Raw genomic sequence first — 20,622 nt, forward strand, 5'->3', positions numbered from 1 at the left:
GTTCCTTATTTAAATAATTTAATTTACCTTCTTTATCACTCAATGGCAAAAAAGAAAAGTACATCAAAAAAGAAAAAACAAGTCGAAAAAGTTGAAGTAGAAAAGTTTGAAGGCTTAGTCACTAAATCAACGGGACTTTGGTACACTGTCATTGACTGTGAGACAAAAAAAAGCTATCAAGGACGCTTGAGAGGCAAATTAAAATTGAAAGGAATGAAATTGACCAACCCAATTGCGGTTGGTGACTTAATAGAATACTCTCTTGAAGACGAAATTGAAAATACCGTAATTATCCATGATATTCTTACTAGGAAAAATGTCATTTTAAGACAATCGACTAGAAAAAAATATCATGGACATGTTATCGCCGCAAATATAGATCAAGCTATTCTTATAGCTACTCTAGCATTGCCGAAAACTTCTTTAGGGTTTATCGACCGTTTTTTGGTTGCCGCGGAATCTTACAATGTTCCTACTTACATCGCATTCAATAAAGATGACTTATTGGACGATGAAAGCAGAGCATATTTAGATGATTTAAAAAGTATTTATGAACCTCTAGGTTACAAGTGTATTCGAATTTCCGCACTGGAAAACAGCAACTTAGATGAGATCAAGTCAATCATTCAAGATAAAACATCTCTTCTTGTTGGACACTCCGGAGTTGGAAAGTCAACACTATTAAATAATTTGGCATCAAATGTGCACCAAAGAACGGACGAAGTCTCCCTTTATGCCAATAAGGGGAAACATACTACAACATTTGCCGAAATGTTTGAATTAAAAGACCATAATGGTCATTTAATAGATACACCCGGTATTAAAGAATTAGGAATTATGGGAATTGAAGAAAATGAATTAGGTCACTTTTTCCCAGAAATTCGTGAAGTGATGCATGACTGCAAATACAACAACTGTACTCATACTCATGAACCGCATTGTAGAGTACTTGAACTTGTTGATGAAGGCGTAATTGCAGCCTCTCGATATCTTAGCTATCTGAGTATGTTAGAGGGAGACGATAACAGAAAATAATACAAAAAAAATTGTGATCTATTATCTTATGGGCAATCATCTGAAACTCCAAAGATAATATCTGTTGAAACTATACAAATTATGAGAGAAATACTCGTTGAAAAAATCATCACACCAGAATCGACTCTTATCGATTTCTTAATTTATGACAGACAAAAAAAGACACTTCAAGTTACCTATAAGCGAGGAAAGCACGCAGGTAAAAGTAAGGTCTATAGAAATTTCCCCGCAGACTCTTTTGATATGATCATTACAGCTCCTTCAAAAGGAAAATCTCTACTAAGAGAACTAAAGAGATACAAGCAAGAAGAGAAATCTTTCTTCAGTTTTTTTAAGAACATCTTCTCCTCTGGTGACAAAATACCTTACTAAGGGTAGAAGAACATGACCACTACAACTACTACACTATAATTTTAACCCAAGAATTGTAATATCATCTATTTGCTCAGCTTTTCCTTTCCACTTTAAATAATAATCATTAAGCCATTTTTTCTGATCGCTTAATTGATTAATAGCTGATAGTCCTGTCAATAAATCTCTAAATTTAGATATACCGATTCTTTTCTCTTTGCTGTTAAATTGGTCATAGAAACCGTTTGAAGTAAGGTACAAGAGCGTATTCTCTTTGAGTTCCATTTCATGGACTTTAAATCCTTTTGCTTTTACATGCGAAGGCTCATCCCCTATTGCCCTTCTTGTACCTTTCACTTCCACTAGCTCACCATCTTCTATATAAAACAATGGTCTTTTCGCTCCTGAAAACTCCACTTTTATAATACCTTCCTTTTTCACTACTCTCAGTACAACGAGGTCCATACCAATCATAGTTGGATCTTTCTCTGCAATTTCAAAGAGTTTCGAATCTAGTTGTTCTAGTATTTCATTTGTTTTCACATATTGGTCATTAACAACCTGATTCACCAAATCCAACCCTATTATAGATTGTATAACACCAGGTATACCGTGCCCTATTGAATCTCCAACTACGTAATAAGAAACCACCTCTCCTTCAGATTCAAATGATTTTTCCCAATAGAAATCTCCAGAAACAGTTTCTTTAGGTATAAAAAGAATAAAAGAATCTTGACAATGCTTCTTCATTTTTTCAACCGAAGGTAAAACAACAGACTGTAAAGAATTAGCGTAATCCAGTTGCTCTTCCATTTCTCTCTGCTTCCTCTCCAGAACATTATTTAAGTTCATAAACTTAGCAACCTGTTTTTTAAGAATCAGCTCTCGATTGGATAGAATCTTATTTTTTTGTTTTACCTCTTCCGTACGCTCACTGACCAGCTTTTCTAAAATTTCTTTGTCATGCTGATTTTTTTCATCGTACAATTTAAAGACTATAAAAATACCACCAAATACAACAGAAAATGCTCCAATTATCCCATACCATGTACGATACCACCTCTCAGTCACAATAAAATAAAACCGTGCTGGCTTACTCCAATGGTATTCACCAGTCTGTTTTGCCATTAACTCTAAAGTATATTTACCGGTTTTCAAACCAGAAACAATAAACTTATTGGTCCAGCCTAGATTCTTCCATTCTCCTTGATTATACCTTATTTTATATTGAATCAAGTTCCCTGGGTAAGACAAACTGGCAAACTCAAATTCAATATATGACGACTTGGATATCTCGGGACTATCCTGACTATTAAAATTAAAATTGGAATTTTTGATAGAAGTAAAAATAGGTGTTGGAGTAGCTTGAATACTCACTATTTTTTTTGAAACACCAATTCCAGAAGCAGTACTCACCCACATTTCATCATTCTGACTTAGAAGAATGCCTCTGTATGTCATGGTTTTACTAGGCAACCCTGATATCTCATCAAAAATCAAATAATCTTTCCAATTTTCCACTCTAATCAGACCGTTGGCATTAGTAAGCCAAAACACATTATTATTTCTATGATCTTGTATTACTGCTTTTACCGCTCCTAGTTTAAGATTATTAATTTTACAATCTACAAGAGAATCTTGAGAGAATTTTGCCAAACCAAAGTTGGTCGCAAAATAAAAATCATCCCCACTTTTTATAAAATCATTAATACCAATAGCTACATTTCTTGTAATAGCAACAGGTTTACTTAAATTATCAAACTTCTGTGACTTACTATTAAACTTATAGAAATAGGAATTATCTGAACTACCACCAAGATATAACTCACCATCAATGATATCGAGAGTATTAATCTTTCCTTCAACCCCCTTACTTCGATCATAAGATGAAGGATATTGCATTCTATGCAGGTTGTACAAACCACTGTGATCTTGTAAATACCAAAGACCGTATTTTGGAGAATACGCCAGATCATAAATCGCACCTCCGTACTCAGAACACTCAACCCTTCTTAAAAGCTTCCCTTCTAAAGAGTAGACTAGAAAATCACCTAAGTTAGTTGCAAACCAATACTCCTCATCAATTCTAATCATCCTCAATGCAATCCCATATTCAGTAGGGATCGACCACTTATCCAACAAACGGTTGGTTTCGTTTTCACAAAAATAAACTTCGCTTCCATCCGTAAATATTACTTTATCTCCATCTTCTATTACAAATTGGATATAACCATTTGTGTATTTCTTAAAAGGTGAACTAAAGTACTGTTCTTTGAGATATAATGCACCATTGTCTGTGGCAAGCCAAATATTATGAGATGTATCAACAAAAACGTAAGAAATTACTTTTTGCTTTATAAAATCCATTTTTTCAACCTCGTATCCTTCTTTTAAGACACGCACTTTATACACTCCATCACTCCATGTCCCTGCAATCCACTCCTCATCATTATATTGAGTAATGTAGGAGGCAGAAATTGTCATTATCAACTTTTTCGAAAGGATTTCTGTACCATTTTTATTGAGCGTAATTTCCATCACTCCTGATTGAGTAGCCACAATAATCTTTCCTCTAAAGAAAAAAGCATGATTCACTCTTTCATTTGTACTTAAAAGAGGCACCTCGTCAAATCTATCTTCTCTAGAATTGTACTTATACAAGTAGCCTGCTTCAGAGAAAGTATATAACCCCAGTACAGGATCTTCTAATATTGCAAATGAGCGCTGGAAATTTGTAGGCAAATCTCTTTCAGAAAACTGATATCTATTCAATATTGACAAGTCAGAATTCAGCTTATAAATCGCATGGTTATCGCACACCCATATTTTACCGTTAATACATTCAAATATAGACTTAGGATACCACATCAACGTATCTGAAGCATAGTTATCTCCTCTAAGGATAACATCAACTGTAGGATTATTTGGAATTGTATTTACTCTGACCAATCCCATATCAGTTGTAGCCAATGTTTTTCCAGATGAAGTAGTAAAAACGTTTTTCACATATTTACTCGGCAATCCTTCTTGTACTTGCGTAAAGTTGGTCCCATCAAAACGGATCAAACCATCATCTGTTGCCAACCACATAAAACCTAGACTGTCACTGCAAACAGCTTTCACCAAACCGTTCTGCAATCCATTAAGTTCATTGTAGGTTACTTTTTGCCATTGTGCATAGGCCGTTTGAAAGTATAACAAACTACTCAATAAGATCATTAATGAGATACGCCACGCTAACAACAGTCTTCTTATTGAAGAATTTTTGATTATATATTTTTGGGTCAAAATGTAAAGTCCGCTATTTTTCTAATTGGTTATTCCACCAAAATTTACACAATTGACATCTTAATTCACAATAAATATTATAGAAAGTTTTTTTTTATTTTCAGATAGTTATCTCATGAAAATAAAATATTAAAAATGCAACATTGATTTTCATGAATAACCTCGTTTATTTTGTAGAACATGTTAAGACAAATGTTAACACAGCAAATCATTGAGATCTATTATTTGTATTGGTGTAACTCGATAATCTTAATTTATCAATTGAAAATATTTAGAATTACATAATTTATTGATAAACAAATAAATATCAATAAATTAAAAAGCATTGTGTGCGATTTTAGATATATTTTTATTAATTTATTAAAGTGATATAAATTCCAGTTTACTCGTGCATTTTTAGCCGTTTCGATGCACTATAACTTTTCTAATATAATGATGACATATAAATTTATTCTGAACGATGATTTCCTCGAAAAGTACAAAAATACTAAACCTCCATTCGGCTTCAATGGTCTTGGAGAATTAGTATACATGCGTACTTATTCCCGCTTAAAAGACGACGGAACTAACGAAGTATGGTGGGAAACAGTGAGACGTGTCGTTGAGGGTACATATACCATCCAGAAAAACCACATCTTAAAGTACCAATTAGGATGGGATGACAGCAAAGCACAACTTTCTGCACAAGAAATGTACGACCGCATGTTCAACATGAAGTTTTTACCTCCTGGACGTGGTCTTTGGGCAATGGGCTCTGAACTAACTACTAAAAGAAATCTCTTCGCCGCCTTGAATAACTGTTCTTTTGTAAGTACAGAAACAATGGCATCTGATCCAACAAAACCTTTTGAGTTCTTGATGGACATGTCAATGTTAGGTGTAGGTGTAGGTTTCGATACGAAAGGTGCAGGAACTGTTACTATTTATCAACCCAACAAGGAAGATAAAGTAACTTATGTTATTCCTGACAGCAGAGAAGGTTGGGTAAACAGTACTGGAATGTTACTAGATTCTTTCTTCCACAAAGGAAGAGTGAATGTAGAATTTGATTATTCAAAAATTAGAGAAGCGGGCTTACCAATCAAAGGTTTTGGTGGTATTGCATCTGGTGCAGGTCCTTTATTGAAACTTCACGATCAAATCCGTGCAATGTTTGAAGGCAGATCAGAAGACGCTACAATTACAGTGACTGATATTGTTGACATCATGAACATGATTGGATGCTGTGTAGTTGCTGGTAATGTAAGACGTTCTGCTGAAATTGTATTTGGCGAAGCTGATGATGACGAATACTTAAAATTAAAAGACTACCGTTGGAATCCTGAAACACAACAGATGGAAGGATCTTCAGCACACCGTTCTGAATACGGATGGTCTTCTAATAACTCCGTATTCTCTCATGTAGGAATGGACTACAAAAAAGTAGCGGCACAATCTGCTGTAAATGGAGAACCTGGCTACATCTGGTTAGACAACATGCGTAAGTTTGGCCGTATGGGCGATGCTCCTGACAACAAAGACAACAGAGCAATGGGTACTAACCCTTGTGCTGAACAAACTTTGGAATCTTATGAGCTTTGCTGTTTAGTAGAGACTTTCCCTACAAGAGCTACTAGTAAAGAAGATTATTTAAGAACGTTGAAATTTGCTTATTTATATGCAAAAACTGTAACGTTAACAAATACACACTGGCCTGAAACAAACAGAGTATTATTAAGAAACAGAAGAATTGGTACTTCTATGTCAGGTATTGCTCAGTTTGTTGAGAACCAAGGTTTAGATACATTCAGAGATTGGTGTGATGATGGTTACAAAACAATCCAAAACTGGGATAGAATCTATTCTGAGTGGTTGTGTGTGACTCCATCTGTAAAAACTACTTCAGTGAAACCTTCAGGTACAGTTTCATTACTTCCTGGTGTTACTCCTGGTATGCACTACCCTGAAAGCAATCACTATATTCGTCGTATTCGTCTATCAAAGAAATCTCCATTGATTGAGAAGTGTATTGCCGCCAACTACCATGTTGAGCCAAGTGTTTCCGAATCTGACACAATGGTTGTTTCTATCCCGGTAAGTATTGACAACGTAAGAACTGTAAATCAAGTAGGCATCTGGGAACAAGTTCACCTTGCTGCATTCTTGCAAAGATACTGGGCAGACAACCAAGTTTCTGTTACAGTTACATTCAAGAAAGATGAAGCCAATCAAATTGAACCTATCTTGAACTACTTCCAGTATCACTTGAAGTCAATCAGTTTCTTACCAAAATTAGAGTTAGGAAATACTGTATATCCTCAAATGCCTTATGAAGAAATTTCTAAGGACAAGTATGAGGAGTTAGCAAAACACATCAAGCCACTTAACTTTAATGATTTAGGGCAAGGACAAGATGTAGAGGCAGAGAAATTCTGTGACGGTGACCACTGTCAATTGTAATATCACTCCTCCGTGTAAATAATATAGAGCACCAATTATAAAATTATAATTGGTGCTCTATCTTTTTATAGATAGGAACAATGTTGATGATTTTATGCAATAATTCATAGCAAAAAACACCAATAACTCCTGCACTGGCATCTGCAACAAAATCCCAAAAATCTCCTTCTCTAGCATCTAAAAGAAGCCCTTGTAATAATTCTGTGAGCATTCCCCAAGAAAAAATAATGATTAACACAGCTGTAATTATAGGCTTCCTCTCATTATTGAAGAACTTTCCTCCACAAAATGAAAACATCAAGGAAGCTGTCAGAATACCAAAAATACCAAAGTGGCCTATTTTATCACCATAAGGTAGATTAAGTAAAAAACTATCTCCATCTACAGGACTTTTTGTAAGTAATAGCTTGATTGTCATCAAGAACCACAAAAATGATGGCAGTAACCATAAAAGTTTCTTCAGAATATCGTTGTTGTTGTCTATTTTCGCCATAAATAAAAAAATGTTTTTCAAGCACAAAAATATGCGTTCATTCTCATTATCATTTTATATTCTCATTTTTTTATGTTCTTTTTTTATCAATGTGTCTTCTGCACAAAGTAAAAAGAAACTAAAAGGAAAAGATGAGGTCATACATATGGAAACCACTTATGGGGAAATTGTAATGGTCCTTTTTGACGAAACTCCCAATCATAAGAAAAACTTCCTCCACCTTGCCAAAGACGGCTTTTATAACGGCACTACTTTTCACAGAGTATTGCAAGATTTTATGATTCAAGGAGGAGACCCAAATACTAGAACCAACGGTGATTCCACAAGAATAGGCATTGGCAATCCTGGATATACCATCAACAGTGAATTCGATTCTACTCTCCTACATGATTATGGAATGGTGGGCGCTGCACGCCAAAATGACGAAATCAATCCAGATAAATCTTCAAGCGGTTCACAGTTCTATATTGTAGAATCAAAAGACGGTGCACATCACCTAGACGGCGAGTATACAGTGTTCGGGATGGTAGTTAAAGGGATGGATGTCGTTGAAAAAATTGCTGAATTAGAAATTAACAGAGAAGGAAAACCGTTAAAAAGAGTAGAAATAAATATAAAAGTTGTTAAAGAAAAAAGAAAAAATCTTCAGAAAATGTACGATTTGAGCCATTTTTAGATGATAATGTAAAAAAAACACGAATAATAAAGATTCAGTAACAAGTTTTAGGTTAATGAGATTATTTTTTATCCGAAAACTAATTAAATTTGCCAATGTCTGAATTGAATCTTGACGATAAAGTTTTGCATTGATTTTATTTTCTTATAATTCATTTTGGACTAGTATTTAGTTCGCAGCAAGATTACAACAAACTCTTTGTAGAAAAATGACAAAAACAAAAATACTTACTTTGTTAATGGTGCCAGTTGTAGTATATTTAGGCTACACGTTATTCCATAGCGTATTCGACACTATTGAGTTAAGTGAGCAGATTAAGAAGTCCGAAGCACGTGTGATCAAACAATTAAAAATGATCCGTGATGCGGAGACAGCTTATTTATCAAGATACAAGCAATATACTGCTTCTTGGGATACGTTAGCGATGTTCATTGATAATGACACAATTTACAACGTACAAAAGAAAGAAATTATCAAACCTCGTACAAAGGATGATCCATTGTACTTCACACGTACAGACTCAGTTCGTATTGTGTATGATACAATTGGAGCAACTCAAGTAAGAGAAAAGATTTTCCCTGTTGAGGAATATGGTAATTTTGACGCATCGAAGTTAAAATATATCGCCGGTAAAGACGGTAAAGAATTTGAACTTTCTGCAGAAGTAAGAAAAAAAGTCAACGCAATGGTTTCTTATGTTCAGTGTGTGGATCGTTTCCCGCTTGACAAACAACGTAAAGAAACTAATGCTTCACCAACAAGAAGACTTCTTAAGTTTGGTTCGTTAGACGAAGCAACTACTGCAGGTAACTGGGAATAATATTGGAAGATCTGCTATTAGAATCAGTCAGATACTCCGTACATTCAAACAGCTTTGATGTAGCTCGACTAGCTGAATACAGCTTGCATTTGAGAATACATCAAAGCTGTCTTGTTATAGGAGTATACGACCCTGAAAACAACGAGTGTTTAGCTCTTGAATCTTATTCATACGAGACGGCAATGAATACCACTGCCTTGATCGTCAATCTGCACAATATAGTGCAGAAACACTCTTTCCTGAATGCTGCATTCTGGAAAAAAGTGAACATTATTTCAGCTCTATCATCTTTTGCTTTTGTACCTGATGATGTTGCTGATGAGGAAACTGAACAGAATATTTTAAAACTGTCTTCAAAGTTTAGCAGTAAAAAGGACAAAGTGTTCAAAAATGCTACTAATTTTGGAGCTTCTGTGGTTTATGCACTTCCTTCTGAATTGGAGGAGTGGTTTAATGAAATGTACAGTAACTCTACTATTTCTTATAATCACTACGCCAATAGCTTTATTCAGGAAGTCAACAATGTTGCTGCAGGTATTCACTGTTACATTGACACAGATACCATTTGCATCATTAATACCAATCAAGATAACTCCCTTTCTTTTGCCAACATGTTTAAGTACAAAACTGCTCAAGACATGTTGTATTTCATTCTTTTTGTGGTAGATGAATTACAATTATCACCGAAGGATACTGAAATTTATATTTGGGGAGAATTGAACAGTAACGCTGAAGAAATTAACACCTTAAGAAAATTTATAAGCAAAGTTACTTTCGGAAATAAACCAAAAGATGTACTTTATGCTTATCAATTTGACCAAGAGCCTCATCAACATGCTGCCGTTGATATTATAGGCAATATGAAATTATATAAATGAAAAGAATTGCTTTTTTTCCTGGCACATTTGATCCTTTTACAAAAGGACATGAAGATATTGCACTGCGCGGTACACAACTATTTGACGAAATTGTCATTGGAATAGGTCATAACACCAAAAAGAAACGCTTTTTCCCTGCGGAAAAAATGAAAGCATTGATAGAGGATTATTTTAAAGATAATCCAAGCATCAGAGTCATTTTATACCAAGATCTTACGGCCAAAGTAGCAAAAGACCTTGGAGCCTGTGTATTATTAAGAGGGCTTAGAAATACAACAGACTTTGAATACGAAAACAGTATTGCTCAAGCAAACAGATATGTGAATGGCATTGATACTGTTTTCATTTACACTTCACCTGAATATTCACACTTAAGTTCATCAATTATACGTGAACTTCATAAATTTGGACACAGTGTGAGTGAATTTGTTCCATTCAAATTAGAATCGGAATATTAATTTTTTTAATGCATTTTTGCATTCGGCTAAATTGCCAAACCTATCGAAAGATAGACTAAAAATAGATAGATATGGGATGTCAATCGTGTGCAACGGGAGCATGTGGGGTACCAACAGGATGTGGCAGTAATGGCGACTGTAGTTCTGGAGGCTGTAGTAAATTGAATTCTTTCGATTGGCTAGGCGACATGGACCTCCCCTCATCGCAACGTTTTAATATAATAGAAATAAAATTCAAAGGTGGTAGAAAGGGGTATTTTAAAAATCACCTACACCTTGAATTATACACTGGCGATCCAGTAGTTGTTGACACTGGAAATGGTCATCATATTGGTCATGTAAGTTTACAAGGTGACTTAGTAAGGTTACAGCTGATCAAGAAAGGAATAAATGAAGAGGAAGATGAACTTTTGAATATCCTTCGTCATGCTACTCCTAAAGATTTGGAGAAATTGGCAATGGTAAAAAATAGAGAAATTCCTACTTTATACCGTACTAGGGAAATCATTCAAGACATGGAGTTACAAATGAAGCTCTCTGATGTTGATTTCCAAGCAGATAACTCCAAAGCCACTTTCTACTATTCTGCAGATGACAGAGTAGACTTCCGTCAGCTGATTAAAGTATTGGCAAGCGAATTTAAGATCCGCGTAGAAATGCGTCAAATCAGCTTAAGACAAGAAGCTAGTAGGTTAGGCGGAATTGGTTCTTGTGGTAGAGAGTTATGCTGTTCTACGTGGTTGACAGAGTTCAAAAGTGTCTCTACTTCTGCTGCTCGCTATCAAAACCTTTCTTTAAATCCAAGTAAGTTATCTGGTCAGTGCGGGCGTTTGAAATGTTGTCTGAACTATGAGTTAGAGACTTATATTGATGCTTTGGTAGATATTCCTTTGTTGGATAAAAACTTAAAGACACAGAAAGGCGAAGCCATTCTTCAGAAAGTGGATATTTTCCGTAAGAGAATGTGGTTCAGTTTCCAAGGTGAAACAACTTGGCATGCTATCTCTACCAAAAGGGTTCATGAAATCTCAAAAATGAATGAGAGAGGTAAGTTCCCTGAAACATTGGAGGAAAATACGATTGACAAGACTGCTGTAATGCAGGAACAGAAATTAAGTTCTGTACTTGAAAAACAGCCTGTTCCTCAAAAGAAGAATAAAGGAAAGCGCAAGCAGGACCAAAACAAACAGGCTACTGACAATAAAAAAGGCCAACAGCCAAACGAACGTCAGAAAAATCAGCCTCGCAAAAAACAAAACAATGGCCCTGCTAAGAAAAGAGGCAACTTCCCGAATAGACAAAAAGGAAACAACGCTGAGCAAAAGCAAAATGAAGGTAAAAAACCTAATAACGCTCCTAAACAGCAACAACAGCCGAAGTCTAAAAAAGAAGGAGGTAATAACAAAAAACCTCAAAGAGGTAATTTCAGAGGAAAACGTAGAAGACCTAACAATACAAATGAGTAATCCTACTAAAATAGTTTTACCTTTCTTGGGTGTAATCTTATCATTATTCTTTACTTCTTGTGACTCTCAAATGGTGCACGAGGAGTTTGTGGATTATGAAAATGAATCTTGGAATGTAGATTCTTTAGCATCATTTAATTTTGATGTAGAAGACCTCAGTAGTGAGTACAATTTGATTACCTATATTAGAAATACTAATGATTATCCATTCCAGAATATTTACATCAAATATTCGTTAGTTGAGCATGGTACACTTGATGAAGTTGACACATTAATTGCGGAAACAATGAAAGATTGTCAATTATTCAAAATGAAAACAGGTGAACCATTCGGTAAGGTTGAACAATCTATTGGTAATTCAAGTACGGGGGCTATTTATAACCACTCTGTTACGTTGAAAAAGAATTTCAAATTTCCAAAGGAAGGAAATTATACTTTTCAAATCTCACATTTTATGCGACCAGATGAATTAAACGGTGTCATTGGTGTGGGGTACCGATTAGAGAAAGTAGAGAAAAATTAAGTTTTTCTAAAAATAAAAAATAAGGAGATCCGGTATTTTAAAATACTAGATCTCCTTTTTTAATGTATTAGTCGGAAGTAATTTCTTATACAAAAGTTCTCCTCACCTTGTTTGCTTATTGTTCATATTGAGAAGAATCAAACATGTCTTTATACTTGTCTTGTCTTCTTAATACGTGCTCAATAGATTCAGTTACAATTTCACCCATATTCTCACATTTCAAAAATCTTGAGCTCTTGTAATGCTCTGAAAGGTCTTGTCTCAATGACATCACATTATCCCTTGGAGCAATCACATCTTTACGCATTGTTCTTAAAATATCCTTTGCTCTGTGACGGAAACCCATTACCCTACTGGCAATCATAAAACGTTCTTCGGCTTGGTACTGTCTTACAGATTCCCAAGAAATTTTACCCATCATGAGCTTTAAAATGGCGTTGTTCTGACGGTAGAATTGTGGCATATAAATATTCCTTCTTCCTTCATAACTCTGCTGATCAAAATCAATAGGTCTGATTCTGTAGTTGATTTCATCAAAATCCGGCACCATTAAAACTACCCAGTTTGAAGAGTGCATATCCCCTAGAAGCTGTACAAAACATCTTTCATTGAATTTCACAAACTCCTTTGTCAAACGCGTTTTATTTTGATGACCATCTTCTAAATAACTATTGATAAACGTATCACCTGGAATACCCGGAATATGCTCCTCAATGAGCGTCTGTTCTGTCACAAGATAACTCACCTTATTCGGTGATAAAATATCTTCTAATTCTAAACCATAAATCCTTGAAGCATCGGCCACTTTGATATAGAAGTAGTCAAAGTTATCATTGATTCGGTTTACAATTCTTACTCTAAATGGCTTGGTATTACCGTAAGTACACATATCTACCCTATCCACGAAAAGGTGTTCCATGACCGTAAGGTTACCATCGGCTCTCAAAGATGCATAAAGTTTTTTAAGCGTTTTATACAATTCTTCCATATCATCCTGTGGATAAAATACCGTAATCCACAAAGTATCCTCCCCTTGTGAGTCATAAAGTGGAATTGCATTATTAAAACGCGTCAGATCTTCATACTTGATATTTACTGGAGAGATCCTATCGTACTGATCTAAAAAATATTCTAACGGTTCTGTAACCGGATAAGGTAATTTTTTCTTACTAATTAAAGCCATATTATCATTCTTCTAACCGATACCAAAAGCACAACCTTCTTTTGATAATTCTTGAAATGGATTCTGAGTAAATTTAACGAAGTACTCCAATATATTTGCTGTATTTTATTGTTTTGTGATTACTATCTCCAAAAAACTTTCTTTCAAGCTGTCATTCATAACTTTTTAAGAATTTCAATCACAAAAGTTGAGATCTCACGGAAAGAAAAGAGTTGTGAGTTACAAGAGTTAACTGCATCTTTGCAAGACAGAAAAAACTCATTTATATGTCAAAAATTGCTTACGATATAGTAGATATGCCAGAGGCGGAATACAGAGCACACCCTGCCCTTGCCAATACCGATTTGAAAAATGCTCAAATGCACCTTTTAAATCAACCTCCTTTTACTCCTAAAAAAGCTTTGAGAGAAGGCACATATTTACATACCGCAATTTTAGAACCTGAAAAATGGATGGATATGCAAAAAAAGCTAACAGCTCCTCAAGCCAATAAAATTGGAAGAATAGCCGCTACTGCTAGAAATTATCCTCTTTTGAATGAGTTGCTTTCGCACCCCGATGTATTAATTGAAAAATGTATTTTCTGGAAAGACCCTCTTACTGGTTTAGAATGTAAAGCAAAACCCGACCTTTTTATTGAAGGTGAAGTAGTGTTGGACCTTAAAACTACTTCTAGAAATATGCGTCAGGCGTTTGAAAAGCAGGTTTTACAAAAAGACTTTGACAGACAGATTTCATTTTACAATATTCCAATCCAAGCGCCTATCGCTCGTGTAATTGGCGTGAGTAAAACTTCTAAAGGAAGACTTTTTAGGTTGGAATGGAATAAAGAAGATGAGTATTTGGTTCACGGCAGAAAAAAAGCTGAAGTGTTACTGAAGAAAATTGCGGATGATGCCACCCTTCATGAAACGGCACTTTCACTAAGAAAATAACTCAACAAAAAACCTCTCACCGTAAAAAACTACGATGAGAGGTTTTTATTTTAGACCTGTTGAGAACAAATTTACAACCTTGGATCTACTTCTTCGCTTTCTAAAGCTAAAACACCAAAAACTGTTTCATGTACTCGCCTCAATGGTTCTTGTTGTACGAAACGCTCTAAGCTCTCAATACCCAAAGCAAATTCTCTCAACGCCAAGGAACGCTTTCTTGAAAGCCCTCTATTTTTAAGTCTTTCAAGATTTTCTGGCAAATCATATTCCGGACCGTAGATAATTCTTAAATATTCACTTCCTCTACATTTTATAGCAGGCTGTTGCAATCCATCTTTACCACGAGTAATGAAGTCGAAGGATTTCACCACCATTCCTTCACCACCTTTAGCCGTCAAATCTGTCCACCAATCAATAACTTCTTGAATGCTCTCCTCACTTTTTGTGTTCACAATTTTATAAGGTGTGATTCTGAAAATTTCCTTATCTGCTTCACAAATCGATTGGATCTTTTCCATATGCCATTGATGGTCTTTATCTACATGAACATGACCTTCTGTGGCTAAAATATGGAATGGAGCCAATTTATAATCACTGATTGATTTCACTTCCCAACAGTAGTTTCTGTAGGCATCAATATACTTGTCAACTGTTCCTTTTTTATCTGTTACTTTTGACAATAATTGTTCAATGCCTTCCACTCCTCTGCTTTGTGTTTTTTGCAATACCGCCTCTACTGCCGACAGTGATTTCTGAGCAGAAGTGCCCACTGCAGCATATTGATCTTTCAACAGCGACTGTGCTTTAGCAGACCAAGGCATCAATTCAGCATCTAAACAGACCCAATCGGTATCAAATTGTTCCCAGAACCCTGATTCTGTTAAGGCACTTTGTACTCTACCTAAGAATTCTTTTTCTATTGTCTGATCATTAAAAAAGTTTCTTCCAGTTCTAGTATAACAAACTCCGATACCTTTATTTTCAATACCAAAACGCTTCAGTACAACTTCTTCATTTTTACAAACCACAAGAACAACCCTTGAACCCATGTGTTTTTCCTCACAAACCAACTGCTCCACTCCACGTTTTTTGAAGTAATTGATCGCTTCTTTTGGATGTTCTAAATAGTTAGGTAAATCACTCGTTTCACAAGGAGACATAGTTGGAGGCAAGTAAATCAACCATTTTGGATTAATCGCAAATCGGCTCATTACTTCTAGTGCAGCAATAGAATTCTCTTCCTTTATGGTCAGATTATTTCTCAACCTTGTCTGCACTATTCTCTTTCCAATGACATCATCAATCACCAACAAATCGTCATATTCTTGCTGATGTGACATGCCTGATGAACTTCCCGCTTCCAAAGGTTTTACTGGCTCACTGTACACTTTTGCAGCATCCACCGAAATCAATTCTTCTTCTGGATAACGTAATGCGGTCAATTTCCCTCCAAATACACAACCTGTGTCAATATCGATAGTTTTATTGAACCACTCTGCTTCTGGAACTGGAGTGTGACCATACACCACTTTCGCACTACCTCTGTATTCCGAAGCCCAATTGTATCTGACAGGTAGGCCAAATTCGTCAATTTCACCTGTAGTTTCTCCATAAAGACAGAATGATCGTACTGCTCCAGATCCTCTTCCCTGCATTTCTTCTTTCAAACCTGCATGAGCAACTACCAATTTTCCATTATCTAAAATATAATGACTTACTAGACTGTAAAGAAACTCTCTTACATCTTCTAAAAATGCATCAGAAGCACCTTCCAACTGTTCCATCGTTACTTCCAATCCGTGCTTCAATTGCACATCTCTACCACTCAGTTTCTTTTGTAATTTGATGTCATGATTACCAGGCACACACAAAGCAACTTCACTTCTGACCATGCTCATCACCAACTTCAGTACTTCAGGAGACTTTGGCCCTCTATCCACTAAATCACCTAAGAAAATCACTTTTCTACCTTCAGGGTGTGTCACTTCTATACCATAATTTGAACCATTATCTTCCACCTGATTCATCACATAACCAAGTTTCTCTAATAATTCAATTGTTTCATCATAACAGCCATGAATGTCACCTATGATGTCAAAAGGACCATGCTCATCTTTTTTGTCATTGTAGAGTTTTTCTCTTACCACTCCAGTGACAGCTTCCACCTCTTCCTCTCCTTTTAACACATAAGTCTTTCTGAAACCTTCCTTCTTCAAACCTCTGATTGATTTTCGAAGTTGCTGTTGTTGATTTCGAATAACATGATTGCCAAAATTACGATCTTCCCTTTCCTTGTTTCTTTCCTCACATACTTTCTGAGGCATATCTAAAACAAGGGCAACAGGAAGCGTATGGTATTTTTTAGCAAGATTCAATAAATTCTTTCTTGCTTGCTTCTGAACGTTGGTAGCATCCACTACCGTAAGCAGGCCGTTCTTCAGCCTTTTTTCTATAATAAAATTCAATACATCAAAAGCATCCTGTGACGCTTTCTGACTGTTCTCATCATTAGACACTATGCCTCTGCAAATATCTGATGACACGACTTCGTATTGATTAAAATGTTTTGATGCGAATGTACTCTTACCCGAACCCGAAGAACCGATAAGAAGTACTAATGATAATTCAGGTACTTTAATTTCCATGATTAAAAATTGCCATTTGTGATGGAGCTCCTACTTTACTGTCTTCTTCTCCGATTGGTAAAAATGAAACGGTGTAATTGTACGTTTCGGCTACTTTATTCGCCCACGTTTCAAACTCTGCTCTTGTCCATTCAAAACGATGGTCTGTATGACGCATAGTATTTTCTTCCATGCTCTCATAAAGAACATTGTACTCACCATTTGGTGTGGTAAGAAAAACCGTTTTAGGTTTCGCAAATTCAAATACAACCCTTTCAAAAGATTGAAGACGGCTTTCATCCATATGTTCAATCACTTCCACAATCGTAGCTGCATCAAACCCTGCCAAACGGTCATCTTGGTACGTCAATGCTCCTTGAAAAAGGTCAATTCGATCTTTTTGCTTAGGTGCCATTTCCTCCCAATGCAGACGTTCCTTGCACTTGGTTAAATCTTGATAGGAAACATCCATTCCGACAATTTTCTCTAATTGTTTTTCCTTGATCAGCATTCGGATCAGTTTTCCTTCTCCACAACCTAAATCAATCACATTTTTAGCCCCGGAAGCTAAAAGTTTCTCCAAAACCAATTTCAAACGTTGAGTATGCAATGTTTCTTTCTTCACATTTTCCTCCACCTCATTTTCTTCGACATCCTCATCACGAAGTTGTTCTAAGGCTTTTCTTGAAAGGTGGCTTAAATTAAAAAGATACCTTTTGGTGATCTGTTCTTTCTCAGGATGATCTTTCAACCATTCTTTTCCTTTGTCCAAAAGTTTTTCAACTTCATTATTGCTCACATAATAATGCTTATCATTGTCCAATGCTGGAATTAAAACATACAGGTGGGAAAGCAGGTCTTTCAATTTCAAAGTATGCTTCAAATTCAATGTGAAGTATTTACTATCGCCCCATTCCGTGAATTTTTCATCCAACGTATAACGCTCCAATTCCACCTCATAACCTAGAGGCTCAAACATATTTCTAATCAGCAATTCCCCACCTTTTGGAGCTGGCAGTGAAGTTAAACTTACTTCAAAGGGCATCTCAACATCTACAAGATTGGGATCATGACTGCACTTTCCGTTCATCGCTGTTGAAAAAGCTTTCGATAAGGCTACGCTCATAAATGACGAAGCCACATAGGGTCGGTCATTCACATATTGACCTAATGCGAATCCTTTTCCTGACAGGTTTCTACCTCCTCTTACCATGTCTATTGGATCAATATCCAATAACAAAGACACTGTTGTTTTCTCTTCTGAGCTTTCGGGGTAAAATACATGTGCTTTTCCGATGGACAGTTTTACAGTTTGCAGTTTATCGGGATGCTTATGCAACATAAACCCCAATACAGACGCAGGCTGATGTGTAGTTGTGATGTTGAGTAACATTTGATTTTTAAGTTTCAAAAAAAATTTAATTCCTGCTATAGACCAAGCTAGAAATATCTCATTCTTGTGAGAATTCAATATGAGTTTGTTGTTATTGTCAGACAAAATTTAGTTTGCTTTTTCTAAACAGGTGAATAAAAGTAAAGAATAAAAAGTTTAAGTACTAATAAAAGAGGCTATGAATTTCACCTCATAGCCTCTTCAAAAATTATTGATACATTTCCTCAATCATGCTCTCATACTTCTCATTGATCACCTTCCGTTTCAATTTCAACGTAGGTGTTACCTCTCCTGAATCAATGGACCAAACATGATCAACAAGCGATATTTTCTTCACTTTTTCCCATTGAGCAAAGTTTTTATTCGCTTTCTCAATTTCTTGTTCAATTTTTTCAAGGACCTGATCATTCTTGATCATTTCGTGATCTGTGGTATAATTAATATGATGAAGATTACACCATTCCTTCAGTCCATCAAAATTAGGAACTACAAGTGCTGATGGAAACTTTCTATTATTTCCTATCACCGCTGCTTGCTCAATAAAATAAGATTCCTTGATTTTATTTTCAATTAATTGAGGTGCTACATATTTCCCTCCTGATGTTTTGAACATTTCCTTTTTACGGTCTGTAATTTTCAAGAATTTCCCTTCTACCAACTCACCAATATCACCCGTATGGAACCATCCATCTTGCAAAACTTCTGCTGTTTTCTCTGGGTTTTTATAATATCCCATCATGACATTAGGGCCTTTAGCAAGAATCTCCCCATCATCAGCAATTTTCACTTCCACTCCTTCAATCAATGGCCCAACTGTACCCACCATCATATCGATCTCCTCTGCTCTGTTTACTGCAATTACTGGAGATGTTTCCGTCAACCCGTACCCTTCACAAAGTTTTATTCCTGCTGACCAGAAAACTCTAGCTAAACGAGGCTGAAGTGCCGCTGCTCCCACATTAATTGCTTTTACATTACCACCCAAGGCTTCTCTCCATTTTGAGAAAACCAATTTATTGGCCAATTCCAGCTGTTTATCATAAATAAAGCCTTGATCTTTTCTTGGTTCATAACGGAGGCCTAAGTTGAGGGCCCAAAAGAAAATAGCACGCTTCGGTCCACTTGCTTCTAAACCTTTCGCTATAATTTTATCATAGATTTTTTCCAACAAGCGCGGTACTGTATTGAATACATCGGGTTTCACTTCTTGCAGATTGGCAGCGATTGTTTCCATACTTTCGGCATAATAAACAGAAACACCGTACTGAAGGAAATAATGGAAACCTGTTCTTTCATAAATGTGGCATAACGGCAGAAAACTCAAAGCTTTTGATTTTCCTTTTTCGATGGGGCAAACCGATGATACCGCAATTGCATTGGATACTACATTTTTATGAGAAAGCATCACACCTTTTGGCCTTCCTGTAGTTCCTGATGTATAAATGATGGTCATCAAGTCATCTTCTTTAATACTTGCCATCATCTTCTCTACCTCAGTTCTTTCTTTGCCTTTACCAAGTTCTTCCACTTCCGTCCAATGTGGAGCATTTTCTATTCTATCGAATGTGAAGATCTTCTCAATGTTAGTCGCTTTCTCTGCTGCTTCAGTTGATTTTTGAAACAGATCCTCATCTCCTACAAAAACAAATTTCGAATCCGAATTCTCAAAAATGTAGCTGTAATCATCTACAGTGATCGTCGGATAGATGGGCACTGAAATAATACCGACTTGCTGACAGGCTAAATCAATGAAATTCCATTCTGGCCTGTTGGCTGAGATGATTGCAACTTTATCACCACTTTTTAAGCCCGACTCAAGAAACCCTATACTGAGATTGTTAACGATTTCTACGACTTCATCAGTAGAAAACTTTTTCCACTGTCCGTTTTGTTTGTAGGCTACGCAATCCTCCTTCGGAAAGTGCTCTTTTTGTACATAAAGAAAATCGAATGTGCGTTTAGGTGTTGTCATAATTTATTGGTTGTAAAGTAATGTTTGATGCCCTTATGAACTTATAAAGCTTGTTCCACAACTTTGTTCAAAGGCATTCTTTCTTGTT

At 35.9% G+C, this 20,622-nt stretch carries 16 protein-coding genes; 10 read left to right on the forward strand and 6 right to left on the reverse strand.

Going from position 1 to position 20,622, the window contains the following annotated elements:
* Window positions 1-42 precede the first annotated feature (42 nt).
* Complete coding sequence (gene rsgA / locus AVL50_RS14700; protein ID WP_082795828.1) at window positions 43-1,035, forward strand: ribosome small subunit-dependent GTPase A; 993 nt, start codon at window positions 43-45, stop codon at window positions 1,033-1,035.
* Window positions 1,036-1,116: 81 nt separating this feature from the next.
* The gene (locus AVL50_RS14705) at window positions 1,117-1,407 is read left to right on the forward strand and encodes a KTSC domain-containing protein (RefSeq protein WP_062617241.1); all 291 of its coding nucleotides are present in this window, start codon (window positions 1,117-1,119) and stop codon (window positions 1,405-1,407) included.
* Window positions 1,408-1,440: 33 nt separating this feature from the next.
* Here the strand turns inward: AVL50_RS14705 and AVL50_RS14710 are convergent, their stop codons facing one another.
* Window positions 1,441-4,587 (reverse strand): SpoIIE family protein phosphatase, encoded by a 3,147-nt coding sequence (locus tag AVL50_RS14710; RefSeq protein ID WP_172826847.1) that lies wholly within the window; start codon window positions 4,585-4,587, stop codon window positions 1,441-1,443.
* 519 nt (window positions 4,588-5,106) lie between these two features.
* Between AVL50_RS14710 and AVL50_RS14715 the strand changes: the two genes are divergently transcribed.
* Window positions 5,107-7,113, forward strand: coding sequence for a hypothetical protein (locus tag AVL50_RS14715; protein WP_062617243.1), 2,007 nt, complete (start codon window positions 5,107-5,109; stop codon window positions 7,111-7,113).
* A 43-nt stretch (window positions 7,114-7,156) separates the two neighbouring features.
* On the opposite strand, the gene AVL50_RS14720 is transcribed toward AVL50_RS14715, so the two are convergent.
* The gene (locus tag AVL50_RS14720; protein ID WP_062617244.1) at window positions 7,157-7,606 is read right to left on the reverse strand and encodes a VanZ family protein; all 450 of its coding nucleotides are present in this window, start codon (window positions 7,604-7,606) and stop codon (window positions 7,157-7,159) included.
* A gap of 31 nt (window positions 7,607-7,637) precedes the next feature.
* Here AVL50_RS14720 and AVL50_RS14725 point away from each other — a divergent pair, with 31 nt between their 5' ends.
* The 6 genes from AVL50_RS14725 (at window position 7,638) to AVL50_RS14750 (ending at window position 12,427) form a co-directional block, all read left to right on the forward strand.
* Window positions 7,638-8,282: a peptidylprolyl isomerase gene (locus AVL50_RS14725; RefSeq protein ID WP_063850738.1), complete on the forward strand. Its 645-nt coding sequence runs from the start codon at window positions 7,638-7,640 to the stop codon at window positions 8,280-8,282.
* A gap of 208 nt (window positions 8,283-8,490) precedes the next feature.
* On the forward strand, window positions 8,491-9,102 hold the full coding sequence (locus AVL50_RS14730) for a hypothetical protein (protein ID WP_062617246.1): 612 nt from the start codon (window positions 8,491-8,493) through the stop codon (window positions 9,100-9,102).
* A gap of 2 nt (window positions 9,103-9,104) precedes the next feature.
* A complete protein-coding gene (locus AVL50_RS14735) occupies window positions 9,105-9,980 on the forward strand; it encodes a DUF3822 family protein (RefSeq protein ID WP_172826848.1) in 876 nt (291 codons plus the stop codon).
* Window positions 9,977-10,438, forward strand: coding sequence for a pantetheine-phosphate adenylyltransferase (gene coaD / locus AVL50_RS14740; protein ID WP_062617248.1), 462 nt, complete (start codon window positions 9,977-9,979; stop codon window positions 10,436-10,438). Before AVL50_RS14735 ends, coaD begins: the two co-directional genes overlap by 4 nt.
* A 71-nt stretch (window positions 10,439-10,509) precedes the next feature.
* The gene (locus AVL50_RS14745; RefSeq protein ID WP_082795830.1) at window positions 10,510-11,904 is read left to right on the forward strand and encodes a regulatory iron-sulfur-containing complex subunit RicT; all 1,395 of its coding nucleotides are present in this window, start codon (window positions 10,510-10,512) and stop codon (window positions 11,902-11,904) included.
* Window positions 11,897-12,427, forward strand: a complete 531-nt coding sequence (locus tag AVL50_RS14750; protein ID WP_062617249.1) for a gliding motility lipoprotein GldH — start codon at window positions 11,897-11,899, stop codon at window positions 12,425-12,427. Before AVL50_RS14745 ends, AVL50_RS14750 begins: the two co-directional genes overlap by 8 nt.
* A gap of 115 nt (window positions 12,428-12,542) precedes the next feature.
* Here the strand turns inward: AVL50_RS14750 and AVL50_RS14755 are convergent, their stop codons facing one another.
* A complete protein-coding gene (locus tag AVL50_RS14755) occupies window positions 12,543-13,610 on the reverse strand; it encodes a hypothetical protein (protein ID WP_062617250.1) in 1,068 nt (355 codons plus the stop codon).
* Window positions 13,611-13,876: 266 nt separating this feature from the next.
* On the opposite strand from AVL50_RS14755, the gene AVL50_RS14760 reads away from it, so the two are divergent.
* On the forward strand, window positions 13,877-14,545 hold the full coding sequence (locus AVL50_RS14760; protein WP_062617251.1) for a PD-(D/E)XK nuclease-like domain-containing protein: 669 nt from the start codon (window positions 13,877-13,879) through the stop codon (window positions 14,543-14,545).
* 71 nt (window positions 14,546-14,616) lie between these two features.
* Here AVL50_RS14760 and AVL50_RS14765 read toward each other — a convergent pair whose 3' ends face one another.
* The 3 genes from AVL50_RS14765 to AVL50_RS14775 form a co-directional block, all read right to left on the reverse strand.
* Window positions 14,617-17,190 carry a polynucleotide kinase-phosphatase gene (locus tag AVL50_RS14765; protein ID WP_062617252.1) on the reverse strand — a complete coding sequence of 858 codons (2,574 nt, stop codon included), beginning with the start codon at window positions 17,188-17,190 and terminating at the stop codon, window positions 14,617-14,619.
* Window positions 17,180-18,562 carry a 3' terminal RNA ribose 2'-O-methyltransferase Hen1 gene (locus AVL50_RS14770; RefSeq protein ID WP_062617476.1) on the reverse strand — a complete coding sequence of 461 codons (1,383 nt, stop codon included), beginning with the start codon at window positions 18,560-18,562 and terminating at the stop codon, window positions 17,180-17,182. The genes AVL50_RS14765 and AVL50_RS14770 overlap by 11 nt, the downstream gene beginning before the upstream one ends.
* 208 nt (window positions 18,563-18,770) lie before the next feature.
* Window positions 18,771-20,534, reverse strand: coding sequence for a long-chain fatty acid--CoA ligase (locus tag AVL50_RS14775; protein WP_062617253.1), 1,764 nt, complete (start codon window positions 20,532-20,534; stop codon window positions 18,771-18,773).
* Between the last annotated feature and the right edge of the window lie 88 nt (window positions 20,535-20,622).

This window comes from Flammeovirga sp. SJP92, from assembly GCF_001583495.1.
Taxonomy (GTDB): Bacteria; Bacteroidota; Bacteroidia; order Cytophagales; family Flammeovirgaceae; genus Flammeovirga.